Below are 13,517 nucleotides of genomic sequence, written 5' to 3'. Positions count from 1 at the left end.
CATTCATAATCCGGCGGACAAAACACCGCCGGATTATGAATGCCATGGCTGAACTACAACGGAATTTGTTGTGTAATGCAGTGAATATTACCGCCTCCAACAATGATATCTCTTGCATACACCGGATAAATCCTTCTCTCCGGGAAGCATCCCCCCAATATCCGCACCGCCTCTGTATCCTGGATATCTCCAAACTGGGGGACGATCACCCCGCCGTTTGATATGTAAAAATTCACATAACTGGCGGCCAGGCGCTCTCCTGCATCCCTTTCATCCTCTCCAGGCTCAAAGGAAAAACCGGAAAGCTCCTCCTTAGTAATACAGACCGGCTTTTGGGGTATGGGAAGCTTGTGGATCTTAAAATGCCTTCCTGCTGCATCCGTTTCCTTCTCAAGAATCTTTAAATCAGCCAGGGACATTTCATACTGAGGATCTTGTCTCTCATCCGTCCAGGCTAAAACCACTTCTCCCGGCCGGACAAAGGCACAGACATTATCCACGTGCTCGTTGGTTTCATCTTCATAGATGCCCGCTTTCAGCCAGATGACCTTGATTGCTCCCAGATAGCGTTTCAATTGTTCCTCGATCTGAAGCTTAGACAGAGACGGATTCCGTCCGGCACTTAACAGGCAGCTTTCCGTCACCAAAAGCGTGCCTTCCCCGTCGGAATGAATGGAACCTCCCTCCAGGACAAAATGCCCTGCATCATAAACCGGATATCCAAAACCCTCACAGAAACGTCCTGCAAGAAGGTCATCCTTCTTCCAGTCAGGATACAGCCCGTCAAAGGTCCCGCCCCAGGCATTAAACCGCCAGTCGATTCCCCTGACTCTGCGGTCCTTATTCACCACAAAGGTAGGCCCCACATCCCTTGCCCATGCATCATCGGATTCCATGACAACCACCTGGATCCGGTCTGAAAGCATCTCTCTGGCGCTTTCCTTCACATCCTCCTCTGCCAGCATGATCACCTGCTCGCTGTCCGCAATGGCCTCCGCGATCCTGACAAAGGCCTCCCTGGCCTTCCTGGCTCCAAAGGGCCAGGATCCGGGCCGTTTAGGCCAGATCATGATACAGCCCCAATGAGGCTCAAATTCTCCCGGCATGTAAAACCCGTCTTCCGCCGGGAGGGTTTTTAATTTCTCCATAAATTGTCTCCTAAATGAATGAAGCAGATCTCCTAGGCCAGCCGGTTCTTAAAATCCTCATAGCCGAACCTTTTTATAACACGGCAGTCTCCTTCTTTATCCATAATGGCAATGGCAGGAAGGGGCATCCCGTTAAAGGTGTTGTTCTTTACCATGGAATAAATGGCCATATCCATAAAATACAGCTTATCCCCTGGCTTTATTTCCCTGTCAAAGGAATAGTCCCCGATCACATCCCCTGCCAGGCAGGTGCAGGAGGACAGCCGGTAGGTAAAGGCTTTTTCTCCCGGTTTCCCGCTGTCCTTTAAGGGGGGCCTGTAAGGCATTTCCAACACATCAGGCATATGGCAGGCCGCAGAAGCGTCAAGGATCAGAGTCCTTATTCCGTTTTCCACCACATCCATGACCTCTGTCACCAGATATCCTGCATTAAGAGCCACCGCCTCCCCTGGTTCTAAATAAACCTGAAGGCCGTATTTCTCCTTCATCCTCATAATGCAGGCCTCCAGCAGCCCCAGGTCGTAATCCTCCCTGGTGATGTGATGCCCTCCGCCCATGTTCAGCCAGGAAAGCCCGGATAAATACTTTCCGAATTTCTCCTCAACCGCATCCAGGGTCTTTTTTAAATCATCAGAATTCTGTTCACATAAGGTATGAAAATGGAACCCGGAAAGCAAGGGCAGCCACTCCTCCTTAAAATGGTCCCCAGGAACCCCAAGCCTTGAGCCTTGAGCGCAGGGATCATAAATCTCATGACCCTCCTCCTGGGTGGAGCACTGGGGGTTGATCCTGATTCCGGCCTTCACCCCGCCCAGGGAATCCTTATACTTCTCAAGCTGGGAAAAGGAGTTGAACACTATGTGATCACAGATCTTCACCAGTTCTTTAAAATCTTCTTCCTTATACGCAGGGGCGAAGACGTGGTTTTCAAGCCCCATCTCCTCCCTTCCAAGTTTGGCTTCGTAAAGCCCGCTGGCCGTTGTCCCGTCAAGGTATCTGCCGATGAGGGGATACTCCGCAAAGCAGGAAAAGGCCTTCTGGGCCAGAAGGATCCGGCATCCGGTATTTTCCTTCACCTGCTTTAAGATTTCTAAGTTTTTTTCAAGCCTGCCCTCATCGATCACATAGCAGGGAGTCTTTAAATCCTCGATTCTCATCCCTTTTCTATCTCCATACCGTAACTGTTTCCGGGTCCTCACATACCACCCATGGAAGTCCCCATTTGTTTAAAGCCTCCATATAGGGATCCGGGTCAAACTCTTCCACATTGAATACCCCCGGCTTCTTCCACTGGCCGGTCACTACCATCATGGTCCCGATCATAGCCGGAACCCCGGTGGTATAAGAAATAGCCTGAGATTCCACCTCTTTATAGCATTCCTCATGGTCGCATACGTTGTAAATGTAAATGGTTTTTTCCTTTCCATCCTTTACTCCCGTAAAGATACAGCCGATGTTGGTCTTTCCTTTGGTCCTTGGGCCAAGAGAAGCCGGATCAGGAAGCAGGGCCTTTAAAAACTGGATGGGCACGATCTCCTGCCCGTTAAACTCCATTGGCGAGGTGGAAAGCATGCCTACGTTTTCCAGGCACTTCATGTGGGTTAAATAGCTCTGTCCAAAGGTCATAAAGAAGCGGATCCTCTTTACCCCCGGAATGTTCTTAGCCAGGGATTCGATCTCCTCATGGTGAAGCAGGTACATGTCCTTTTCCCCTACTTCAGGGAAATTGTATCTGGATTTAATTTCCATAGGTTCTGTCTCCAGCCAGCGGCCTTCCTCCCAATAGGAACCATTAGAGGACACTTCCCTTAAGTTGATTTCCGGGTTAAAGTTGGTTGCAAAGGGATATCCATGATCCCCTCCGTTGCAGTCCAGGATGTCAATGGTATGGATCTCATCAAAATAATGCTTTAAGGCATAGGCAGAAAATACGCTGGTAACCCCCGGGTCGAACCCGGTTCCAAGGAGGGCGGTAATATTAGCCTTTTCAAAGCGCTCCCTGTAATTCCACTGCCAGGAATAATCAAAAAGGGCGGCAAACCCAAGCTCCTTACAGCGCTTCTCATAGATTGCCTTCCATTCCGGATCATCGGTATTCTCAGGCTCAAAATTGGCGGTATCAATGTAATCCACCCCTGTTGCCAGACATGCATCCATGATGGTCAAATCCTGATAGGGAAGAGCCACATTTAACACAGCATCCGGCTTATAATCCTTTATAAGGGCAATAACCTCTTCCGTCTGGTCTGCATCCACTTTCGCAGTCTCGATCCTGGTTTCCGTTGTAGCTGCAAGCTTATCCTTTAAGGCATCACATTTTTCCTTTGTCCTGCTTGCAATACAGATGTCTGTAAACACCTCACTGTTCTGACAGCATTTGCGGATTGCCACAGCGGCAACTCCTCCGCATCCGATAACTAATAATCTGCTCATTCTTTTTCCTCCTCTTCCAGTAAATCTTCCACGTATTTAGGCAGCATGAAAGCGCCCATATGAAGATTGGTTGTATAGTACCAGGTTTCAATTTTTAACTGATTCCAGGCCTCCCGCTTAAAATCATTGATGGGATGATATTTTTTTGAAGCAAATCCAAACAGCCAGTAGCCCGACGGGCAGGTGGGAATATGGGCCTGATAAACCCGGCTTATGGGGAAGGACCGGTATACCTTCCGGTGCATGCTCCTGCAGGCCGCCTCATCCTCATCATAAAACGGACTTCCATGCTGGTAGACCATAATGCCGTCGCTTCGAAGCGCCTTATAGCAGCTTCCGTAAAACTCTTTGGTAAACAGCCCCTCTGTATGCCCGAAGGGGTCCGTGGAATCATTGATGATCAGGTCATACTCCTCTTTTTTGTTTCTTAAGAAACGGAGCCCGTCATCGTAATAGACCCTGACCCGGGGATCGGAAAGGCCACAGGATACCTCTGGAAAAATATCCCGGCATACATCCACAAACAGCTTATCCGTCTCAACCACATCAATGGACCTGATCAGTGGATACTGCAAAAGCTCCTTTGCCACCCCACCGTCGCCTCCTCCAATGATCAGTACATTCTTTACATTGGGATGGACCGCCATGGGAACATGGGTCACCATTTCATCGTAAATAAATTCATCCTTTTCAGAAAAAACAATGTCTCCATCCAAGGACACAAACTTTCCAAATTCCTGAGATTCGAACACGTCGATCCTCTGGTATTCACTTTCGCCGGAAAAAAGCTGTTTGTCAATCCGCACCGAAAGCTTTACATTGGAAGTGTGAAATTTCGAAAACCATATCTCCATCTGTTCCTACCTTTCCCCTTCCCGGACCTGCTCCTTTAATACCATCAGCCGTTCCACTGCCGGGTCCTCGGTTCCCTGCAAGGAGCAGCCAATTTCCCTGGCATAAATGATATATTCCACGATCTCTGACCTAATCATCTCTCCCGGCGCCAGAATAGGGATCCCGGGAGGATAGCACATGACAAACTCCCCGCTGATCCTTCCTGCGGCTTCCCTGACGGGAAGGGATACCTTTTGGGAATAAAAGGCCTTCTGGGGGGATACCACCACCTTGGGGGGTATGTATTCTCCTGACAGCATTCCTGTCCCGTCCTTCTTATAAAGGCGTTCAATATCCGCCAGGGCTCCCACCAGACGTTCAATGTCCTGGATCCTGTCGCCGATGGAGATATAAGCAAGGAGGTTGCAGATATCCCCGAATTCGATCTGGATATCATATTCATCCCGAAGGAGGTCATACACCTCAATTCCTGCCAGCCCATTCCCCAGGGTATAGACAGAAAGCTTTGTCACATCGTAATCAAAAATACTGGTTCCATTGATTAAATCTCTTCCATAGGCATAGTACCCGCCGATGGAATTGATCTCTCCCCTGGCATATTCCGCCATCTCCACTACCTTGGCAAAGGACTCTTCCCCCCGCAGGGCCAGGTTCCTTCTGGATATGTCAAGGCTTGACAAAAGCAGATAGGAGGCGCTGGTGGTCTGGGTTAAGTTTATAATCTGGCGCACATAATCCCCGTTGACTCCCTTGTTTAAAAGGAGCAGGGAGCTTTGTGTTAAGCTTCCTCCTGACTTGTGCATGGACACCGCCGCCATATCCGCCCCTGCTTCCATGGCGGAAACCGGAAGGTCCTTTCCAAAATAGAGATGGGTCCCATGAGCTTCATCGGTAAGGACCTTCATTCCATTGGCATGGGCCAGCCTGACAATGGATCGGATGTCAGAGCAGATGCCGTAATAGGTTGGATTGTTAACAAATACTGCCGCTGCGTCAGGATTTTCCTCAATCGCCTTTTCCACCTGGCCGATTTCCATGCCAAGGGAGATCCCAAGCATGCTGTTCACTTCCGGATTCACATAAATCGGGATCGCCCCGCACAATACCAGGGCATTGAGGGCGCTTCTGTGAACATTTCTTGGCAGGATGATCTTATCCCCTGCCTTGCATACGGACAGAATCATGCTCTGTACCGCCGATGTGGTCCCTCCTACCATCAAAAAAGCATCTGCTGCCCCAAAAGCATCTGCTGCCAGCCGTTCCGCATCCCGGATCACGGACACGGGATGACACAAATTATCAAGTGGCTTCATGGAATTCACATCAAGTCCCACACACCGCTCCCCCAACAGCCGGGCAAGCTCCGGATTTCCTCTTCCCCTTTTATGGCCCGGCACATCAAAGGGAACCACCCTCTTTTTTTGGAATGTTTCAAGAGCTTCATAAATCGGTGCCCTCATCTGATCTTTTTTGTTCATATGGATTTTACCTTTCCTTGTCACGGGAATATTACACCCTCTTTTGTCACTGAAACGTAAGTGGCGCCTCATGGGCGCAGGCTTTTTCACAGCAAAAAGGCAGGTGATAAATCATCACCTGCCTGCAATTTCATGAACCGTATTTCCAATAAGGGTATTTTGCCCTTCTTTTATTCATGATAATTATCGTTTCGAGTCTACATAGCAAATATGTTGTCCCTGCTATTATTGATCGTTTCACAAGTGATGTGCTATTGCACGGATTATAAAGTAATCAACTTATAAAATTTGAGCTTTTAACTCAATCAATAATGTGGTTTCCCACGCTCGGCAGCTGACCCGCCTGTCCGTCTGGGCTTAACTTCTTACGAAGTGGTCAATATTTGCATGAAAACGATAATGTCTCTTCATACCGGGGTAAAGAATAACATATTTTACCGCCTCATGTCAACAAAAATTTTTTCTGAATTAAAAAACAGCCTCTGATGGGAAGCTGTTTCATACCCATCAGAAGCTGTTTTTCACTCATTTGTCATATTAATTCTTTTTGCTGCACATCTGAAGACGGTGCTGGTATTTCTCTTTGGTAGCCAGACCGCCCCGTATATGGCGCTCGGATTTGTTAATATCCAGGATCACCCTGGCCCGGGCAGCCAGGGACGGATTGATGTGTTCCAGTCGGTCCGTCACATCTTTATGTACCGTAGATTTGGATATCCCAAACTTCTTCGCGGTCTGCCTCACGGTCGCATGATAGTCTATGATGTAGTTGGCGATCGCAACCGCGCGTTCTTCAATATATTCCTTCAAGAAAATCCCCCTGCTAGGACGTTTTTACATACTTATGCAGGAGGTGTGGCAAGTATGAATGGTTATCCTCACTGTTTTTTTGATGAATCACTTTTCCGAAACAACAGGGCTTCCTCTTCCTCCAGGGGCACTCATCCATGGGGGTGGGGAAGGCACAGGAAACGGGAGGACAAGCCTATGGTTTTCAAATGCAGCATTTTTCCAGGACGGTACGCTGATCCACGGATATTGTCAGCCATTCCGGCGTCTTCCCAGTAAGTGCCTGGCTTCGTTTATCCGGCTGCTGCGTCCCTGCATATACCTTGTACGTGCCGGCCTCCATCACCAGGTCTCCATGTTCATCCCTCAGGGCAAAGGCTTTGTCCGAAATGGTCACCTGTAATTCTCGTTCCTCCCCCGGCTCCAGCTCTGCCTTTATAAATGCCTTAAGCTGGGCATTGGGCGTTTGGGATCTACAGGATTTAACATATACCTGCAAGGTTTCCGCTCCCTTCCTGAGGCCTTCATTCTTTAGCACCGCTTTTACGGTCAGAGTATCCCCTTTCCCTATCCGGTCCAGGCTTAAAGCCCCATCCCTTACGGAAAAATCCGTGTAGGAAAGCCCGTAACCAAAGGGGTAAAGGGCCTCCTGCTCCATGTAACGGTAGGTCCTGCCCTTCATGGAATAATCCGTAAAGGCGGGAAGCTCCTCTGTGCTCCGGTAAAAGGTGACGGGAAGCTTCCCCTCCGGTGCATAATCCCCAAACAGTACGGCGGCCAGGGCACGGCCTCCCTGAGCCCCAGGATACCAGCATTCCATGATGGCGGGAATGTGTTCATCGGCCCAGGGTACCGCCAGGGCGCTTCCGGACAGCAGAACCAGAACCACAGGCTTGCCGCTCTTATGGATCTCTTCCAGTACCTGCTGCTGCAATCCCGGAAGGAATAGATTGGGTTTGTCCCCGCTGGCAAACTCATTTCCCTCATCCCCCTCTTCCCCTTCCAGGCTGGAATCCAGGCCCATGCAGGCAATGATCACATCGCTGGCCTCACATACTCCCCGGACCTCTGATAAGCGGTCATTTTCCTGTCCCAGGCCGCTGACTCTTGGTTTACATAAATGACAGCCCTCTGAAACCATAACGCGGACATCCTCTCCCACATAATCCTGAATTCCCTCGGAAATGGTATAATACCTGGAAGCAGTGCCTTCATAATTTCCTATGAGTGCCTTTCGGTTGTTGCTGTTTGGTCCGATGATACCAATGGTCTTTATTCTGGTTTTATCAAGAGGAAGCATATGCCCCTCATTTTTCAGCAGCACAAAAGACTTTCTGGAAGCTTTGAAATTCAGCTCCTTATGGGTCCTTGTATCATTGTCCTCATAAGTGATTTTACTGTACCCGGTACGTTCCGGCTCCTCAAGCATCCCAAGCTTCAGCCTGGTCATCATCAGATGTTCAACTGCCTCATTTAGCCGTTCCTCAGACACCAGCCCCCGGTTCACCCCTTCCGTAAGATATAAAAACAGGCTTCCGCAGTTTAAATCACAGCCGTTTTCCATTGCCAGGGCGGCAGACTCCAGGGCAGAGCCTGTGACCCCATGGTGTTCATGAAAATCCTTGACAGCCCAGCAGTCGGAAGTTACATGCCCTTCAAATCCCCAGGCAGTCCTTAAAATGTCCTTAAGCAAGGTTTTGCTTCCACAGCAGGGTTCCCCATTGGTCCTGTTATAGGCACCCATGACCGCCTCCACCTTCCCCTCTTTTACACAGGCCTCAAAAGCAGGTAAATAGGTTTCAAACATATCCTGCTTTGACACCACCGCATCAAAGGAATGGCGCTCATCCTCCGGGCCTGAGTGGACTGCAAAATGTTTGGCACAGGCCGCAGCTTTCATATAATCCTCATCATCTCCCTGAAGCCCTTTAATAAAGCTGACCCCCATTCGTGAGGTCAAATAAGGATCCTCTCCAAAAGTCTCATGTCCCCTCCCCCATCGCGGATCCCTGAAAATATTCACATTAGGCGCCCAGAACGTAAGGCCTTTGTAAATGTCCCTGTCTCCGAATTTCTGCTGCATATGAAACTTTGCCCTGGCCTCTGTGGAAACCGCATCAGCCACCTCCAGAAGCAGCTCCTCATCAAAACTTGCCGCCAGGCCAATGGCCTGAGGAAACACCGTCGCCACCCCTGCCCTGGCCACGCCGTGAAGCCCCTCGTTCCACCAGTTATAGCCTTTGATTCCCAGTCTGGGAATCGCCGCTGCACTGTGCACGGTCTGTGAAACCTTTTCCTCCAGTGTCATTTCCGCCACCAGTTCTTTTGCCCTTTTCCTGTATTCCTTCTGCTTATCCTGATTCATGAAATTCACCCTCTCCTTTTCATCTTATACGTTGCCATCCGGCTGTTCTTTTCCTCGTGATTTCATCATAGCATTCCATGGCGGATCAGGCATCTCAATTCTTGCTTCCAACCGTGCAGATATTGCTTTTTCCGGAACAACGGACCTGCAAAGCAGACGATCCCGCAATTTACCATAAAACAAAAACTCCTCATACAGAAATACGCCGGAAATCCGGCCTTCCTGTAAGAGGAGCTGTAAATGCTTTTATTGGTTTTTATCCTTCTGTCTTATATGTCTGCCGTCTGATCTTTCTGTAGTCCCTTGGAGAACAGTGCTTTAACGTCTTAAAGGTACGGTTAAATGCGCTCATGGATGAAAAGCCGGAACCCATGGCAACCTCAGTGATGCTCATTTCCCTTTGGTTATATAAAAGCTCCTCAGCCTTTTTTATCCGCATGGAGTTTAAATATTCATAAAAAGTCATATTCATATACTGTTTAAAGATCCTGGTAAAGTGATACTTGGAAAATCCGCCTATCCGGGCCACTTCCCCCAGGGTCAGATTCTCCGTGAAGTGATGATTGATATAGGTGCAGGCGCTCATGACCGCTTCAAAATATTCCTGCTGCTTCACGCCGTGGATCTGCCTGCCGCCCCCATCCAGCCAGACCTTATTTCTCCCCAGTTCCACGTAGATCTCAATGAGGGCCGCATAGATGGAGGCTTCCTTAAAACCGCTGGTTCCCTGGTATTCTTCAATGATTTTATCAAGCTTTTCCTTTACAAACCCATGAAGGGATCCCTTGTCCTTCTTCCTCATAAATATTACCGGAGGAATCATGTGAAGCAAGGTCTCCATCTCTTTTAAATGGTAAAGAAGGGCTGTATCAAACTGCAGGATGTAACGCTCTCCCACAGGAGGTGCCTTTAAAGAATGGATCACGCCGGAATGGATCAGGATAATGTCTTCCTTTTCAAGGGCATAATTTTCCTCACCTACTATGACCTCATATCCGCCTATAACTGGCATAATCACTTCAATTCCCCCATGCCAGTGGTCCGGATAATCCTCATAATTCACGTTATGGTACAGGCGAAGCCCCAATGAACACTCATAATGGATGGTCTCATGGATACCGTTTAAGATTTCAATCATAAGATCCCCCTTCTTTGATTTTCTACTTAAAAGACTACTCTATGACCCTCTCTGAGTCAATCCAATTATTGATAGATTTTAAAGATTAAATAAATATTTTGCACGAAATATTCCTTGATTTTTCTCTGCCATACTAGTGTCTAAAATGCAAATTTCCATTGACGCATTTGTCAATTCCAACTATAATTTAATGTGTCATTGTGCATATATTTCCAACTTTAACAAAAAAAGGAATTTACTGACAGCATAAAAAAGGAATTTAAGGAACAGAAAGAAGAGACTGCGTTTTGGTCTGTTGAGGTGAAAGAATTGATTTATCTTCCTATTGAGAAAGTGACTGAAGGTATGGAATTAGCCCGAAACATCCCGGGAATAAACCCAATGCTTCCTTTTGCAGTAACTGGCTGCAAATTAAGTGAACGTATGATCAACCGCATGAAAATAATCGGAATTCAAGGAGCTTATATCCGCACGGCGCTTACGGAAGGCATTGAGCCTGAAGACTTCGTCGAGCCGGAATTAAAAGCAAAAATACTGACAAGCATCCGTGATGTCTTTGACCAAAGTTTGAAAAAATTTACCTTTCAATCCAGCAGACAGGTATATGCGGAGATTACCAAAGTGGCCGAATCCGTTGTTATGAACGTCCTGAATAAAGACAAGTATCTCTTTCAGATGATTGATATCAGGGATTATGACGGTTATACCTATTCTCATAGCCTTTATGTAGGCATTTTAAGCGTTTTATTAGGAAAATACATCGGACTTTCCATTTCCAATTTAAATGACCTGGCTCTTTGCGGTCTTCTTCATGACATTGGAAAAACGGATATTCCAATTGATATTACCAACAAGACAGGGCCCTTAACCAGCGGTGAATTTGAAATCATGAAGCAGCACCCCAGCTTATCCTATAAAAAGCTGAGTGAACACATGGTGATATCCCAGGCGGTATTGCAGGGAGTCCAGACCCATCATGAAAAATTTGACGGAACCGGATATCCCTTTGGTCTTTCAGGTAAGGATATTCCCCTTTATGCCCGGATCCTGGCCATTGCAGATGTATATGACGCTCTCAATTCCACCAGACCCTACCGGAAAGCATGGTCTCCCAGACAAATTTTTGACTATCTCACAAGCTGTTCCAATTCCCATTTTGATCCGGAGCTGCTGACTGCCTTCCTTCATTGTGTTTCCGCATACCCCATCGGTACCATCGTTCATCTCAGTGACGGAAGCTCAGCGGTTGTCAAAGATAACACACCGGGATTTTCTCTGCGTCCCATCATCCGTTTCATTAATCCTCCTAAAAAGGCAGGCAGGGATGTGGATTTGTCCTGTGAATCCTTTAATCTCACCATCATTGACGATGATAATATATGACAGTCCTTTATGACAACAGAATGGGGCGGGCCTTTTAACCTTACGGAAAAAGCCTGCCTCTTTTCCATCAGCCCCAGACCTGTGTTTTTGATTCCACAGTCTGACCACTTTTAAGAGCCTGCTCCATAAGGATCCTTACATAAGCATCCTGCAATCCCTCTGCAAGAGGATAAACCTCCACGCCTTCCTCAATAAACCGTCTCATCCCAAGCATAAGGGTTCCTATGGCCGTTTCATCCTGAGGAAGCCCATTGGCTTTCCCCAGCTCAAAAAACGGATTCCGGTAAAGCTGTTCCTGCCCCATGCAGATTCCCTTAACTCCCCTCCCTGTTTCAAAGGGTTCTCTTATGATCTGATACTCCCTGGAGCAGTTATCTTCTCCTACATAACGCAGCGTCCAGTCATCCAGTTCTCCTCTGGCTCCCTGAACATTTAAATGGCGGCTCCTGATTCTGGAATGGTATTGTATGCCGTTAAAATCATAAAAAGCTGTTTTTCCCCCTTCAAATTCAAATGTCAGCCTGACCCGTTCCCTCTCACTCATCCTGCCGTCTTCAATTACCCCGTATCTGGAATCCGTTTCCACCACCGGATACAGGAATTTCTTTCCGTAGAGCTTCATATTCTCAAAGCCGGTCCCTAAAAACCGCCTGATCAGACTGGCTCCATGGTAGTCATGGACTGCCGATAGATTGACCATATACGGATCTCCAAGATATCCCCGCTTTACAATCTCAATGGCCGCATCAAAAATCGGATATTTAAAATACTGCTCTGCCACCTGAATCCTTGCGCCTTCCTGAGTATGAATGCGCCAAAGCTCCTCCAGATCTCCTGATTCCATGGCTGCAGGAGTCTCGCAGAGCACAGGATATCCTTTCAGCGCCCATTCCCTTGTCACCTGAAAAATAGAATCCTTATTTACAGCTACAACAATGAAATCCGGTTTTTCTAAGAGACATTCCTCTGGGCTTGTTACCCCCCTGATTCCGGTTTCCTCCTCTATCCATGCCGCCTTTTCTTTTGTCCGGCAAAGAAATGCTGCCAGATTAAAACAATCCGGATAAGCTTTGGCGATCCTGGCATAGAACAGGGATCTCCATCCGGAGCCCACTACAACAAAATTAAGTCTTTTCATAAAAATCCCCCTGCTATCTGTAATTCTTTGCTGATTCCTGATCCAGCATATACGCCAGAAGCGCCTGGCATCCTTTATAGACATCATCATAGGTACGGTCAAAGTCCCCGGTATACCATGGGTCCGCAATATCCCTTGGAGCCGCAGAAAAGTCCAAAAGCCGTCTTACCTTTCCTTCCGGGTCCCCGCCCAGGATCTTAAGCATGTTTGTCATATTTCTCTGTTCCATGGCAATGAGGTAATCGTATTTATCATAATCCTTCCTGGATAACTGTACCGCATATTTTCCGTCTGTGGAAATTCCATGTTTTTTAAGCTTTTCTCTTGTCCCATGGTGCACCGGATTCCCGATCTCTTCCGTGCTTGTAGCCGCTGATGCAACATAGAAATGATTGCCTAACTGCTCCTTTTCTATCATATCCTTCATGACAAACTCTGCCATGGGAGACCTGCATATATTTCCAAGGCAAACCATTAATATCCGGGTGACATCCTGTTCTCTCTTCATCTCATACATCTCCTTAATTCTAAAAAAGGCTTATTCTTTAAAACGTTTATAAAGCATAACTCATCTCTCTTAATTTACCCTGAAATCCTTTTCAATGCAATACATCTTCTATATTTCAAAGAAAACAAATTTCAAAAAGAACAAGGAATTTCTTAAATATAAATTAAAAAAAGCGCAAACCCACACCTGGATTTACGCATTAAAATTCCGTATTATGCACTATAACTTACTGCATATACCCTCAAAACCACACATTGCTATATATCTATCTTCATCCGTTCT

The 13,517-nt window shown here is 47.3% G+C and carries 11 protein-coding genes; 1 reads left to right on the top strand and 10 read right to left on the bottom strand.

Annotated elements, in window-relative coordinates; translation table 11 throughout:
• Nucleotides 1-53 precede the first annotated feature (53 nt).
• From aguA to ACYVD3_RS08250, 8 genes are all read right to left on the bottom strand, one after another.
• Nucleotides 54-1,148 carry an agmatine deiminase gene (gene aguA / locus ACYVD3_RS08285; protein WP_460642041.1) on the bottom strand — a complete coding sequence of 365 codons (1,095 nt, stop codon included), beginning with the start codon at nt 1,146-1,148 and terminating at the stop codon, nt 54-56.
• A 32-nt stretch (nt 1,149-1,180) separates the two neighbouring features.
• A complete protein-coding gene (nspC, locus tag ACYVD3_RS08280; RefSeq protein ID WP_460642040.1) occupies nt 1,181-2,305 on the bottom strand; it encodes a carboxynorspermidine decarboxylase in 1,125 nt (374 codons plus the stop codon).
• 7 nt (nt 2,306-2,312) lie between these two features.
• Nucleotides 2,313-3,581: a saccharopine dehydrogenase family protein gene (locus ACYVD3_RS08275; RefSeq protein WP_460642039.1), complete on the bottom strand. Its 1,269-nt coding sequence runs from the start codon at nt 3,579-3,581 to the stop codon at nt 2,313-2,315.
• Nucleotides 3,578-4,435 (bottom strand): polyamine aminopropyltransferase, encoded by an 858-nt coding sequence (gene speE, locus ACYVD3_RS08270; RefSeq protein WP_460642038.1) that lies wholly within the window; start codon nt 4,433-4,435, stop codon nt 3,578-3,580. The genes ACYVD3_RS08275 and speE overlap by 4 nt, the downstream gene beginning before the upstream one ends.
• A 6-nt stretch (nt 4,436-4,441) precedes the next feature.
• Entirely contained in the window at nt 4,442-5,914 is a 1,473-nt protein-coding gene (locus ACYVD3_RS08265) for an aminotransferase class I/II-fold pyridoxal phosphate-dependent enzyme (protein WP_460642037.1), read from the bottom strand.
• A gap of 537 nt (nt 5,915-6,451) precedes the next feature.
• Nucleotides 6,452-6,724, bottom strand: a complete 273-nt coding sequence (spoIIID, locus tag ACYVD3_RS08260; protein ID WP_013271108.1) for a sporulation transcriptional regulator SpoIIID — start codon at nt 6,722-6,724, stop codon at nt 6,452-6,454.
• Nucleotides 6,725-6,908: 184 nt separating this feature from the next.
• Nucleotides 6,909-9,068: a glycoside hydrolase family 3 C-terminal domain-containing protein gene (locus tag ACYVD3_RS08255; RefSeq protein ID WP_460642036.1), complete on the bottom strand. Its 2,160-nt coding sequence runs from the start codon at nt 9,066-9,068 to the stop codon at nt 6,909-6,911.
• Nucleotides 9,069-9,324: 256 nt separating this feature from the next.
• Entirely contained in the window at nt 9,325-10,206 is an 882-nt protein-coding gene (locus ACYVD3_RS08250; protein ID WP_460642035.1) for a helix-turn-helix domain-containing protein, read from the bottom strand.
• A gap of 345 nt (nt 10,207-10,551) precedes the next feature.
• Between ACYVD3_RS08250 and ACYVD3_RS08245 the strand changes: the two genes are divergently transcribed.
• Complete coding sequence (locus ACYVD3_RS08245; RefSeq protein WP_460642034.1) at nt 10,552-11,589, top strand: HD-GYP domain-containing protein; 1,038 nt, start codon at nt 10,552-10,554, stop codon at nt 11,587-11,589.
• A gap of 67 nt (nt 11,590-11,656) precedes the next feature.
• Here the strand turns inward: ACYVD3_RS08245 and ACYVD3_RS08240 are convergent, their stop codons facing one another.
• Nucleotides 11,657-12,727: a Gfo/Idh/MocA family protein gene (locus ACYVD3_RS08240; protein ID WP_460642033.1), complete on the bottom strand. Its 1,071-nt coding sequence runs from the start codon at nt 12,725-12,727 to the stop codon at nt 11,657-11,659.
• 13 nt (nt 12,728-12,740) lie between these two features.
• The gene (locus tag ACYVD3_RS08235) at nt 12,741-13,235 is read right to left on the bottom strand and encodes a low molecular weight protein-tyrosine-phosphatase (protein ID WP_460642032.1); all 495 of its coding nucleotides are present in this window, start codon (nt 13,233-13,235) and stop codon (nt 12,741-12,743) included.
• Nucleotides 13,236-13,517 lie beyond the last annotated feature (282 nt).

This window comes from Lacrimispora brassicae (genome assembly GCF_054772055.1).
This window is presented reverse-complemented; position numbering and strand designations above follow the sequence as displayed.

What these genes read in the sequence shown, in the direction of transcription:
- ACYVD3_RS08265 (WP_460642037.1), bottom strand. Translation starts at nt 5,914, where the DNA reads ATGAACAAAAAAGATCAGATGAGGGCACCGATTTATGAAGCTCTTGAA.
- ACYVD3_RS08245 (WP_460642034.1), top strand. Translation starts at nt 10,552, where the DNA reads ATGGAATTAGCCCGAAACATCCCGGGAATAAACCCAATGCTTCCTTTT.
- ACYVD3_RS08240 (WP_460642033.1), bottom strand. Translation starts at nt 12,727, where the DNA reads ATGAAAAGACTTAATTTTGTTGTAGTGGGCTCCGGATGGAGATCCCTG.
- ACYVD3_RS08275 (WP_460642039.1), bottom strand. Translation starts at nt 3,581, where the DNA reads ATGAGCAGATTATTAGTTATCGGATGCGGAGGAGTTGCCGCTGTGGCA.
- nspC (WP_460642040.1), bottom strand. Translation starts at nt 2,305, where the DNA reads ATGAGAATCGAGGATTTAAAGACTCCCTGCTATGTGATCGATGAGGGC.
- aguA (WP_460642041.1), bottom strand. Translation starts at nt 1,148, where the DNA reads ATGGAGAAATTAAAAACCCTCCCGGCGGAAGACGGGTTTTACATGCCG.
- ACYVD3_RS08250 (WP_460642035.1), bottom strand. Translation starts at nt 10,206, where the DNA reads ATGATTGAAATCTTAAACGGTATCCATGAGACCATCCATTATGAGTGT.
- ACYVD3_RS08235 (WP_460642032.1), bottom strand. Translation starts at nt 13,235, where the DNA reads ATGAAGAGAGAACAGGATGTCACCCGGATATTAATGGTTTGCCTTGGA.
- ACYVD3_RS08255 (WP_460642036.1), bottom strand. Translation starts at nt 9,068, where the DNA reads ATGAATCAGGATAAGCAGAAGGAATACAGGAAAAGGGCAAAAGAACTG.
- speE (WP_460642038.1), bottom strand. Translation starts at nt 4,435, where the DNA reads ATGGAGATATGGTTTTCGAAATTTCACACTTCCAATGTAAAGCTTTCG.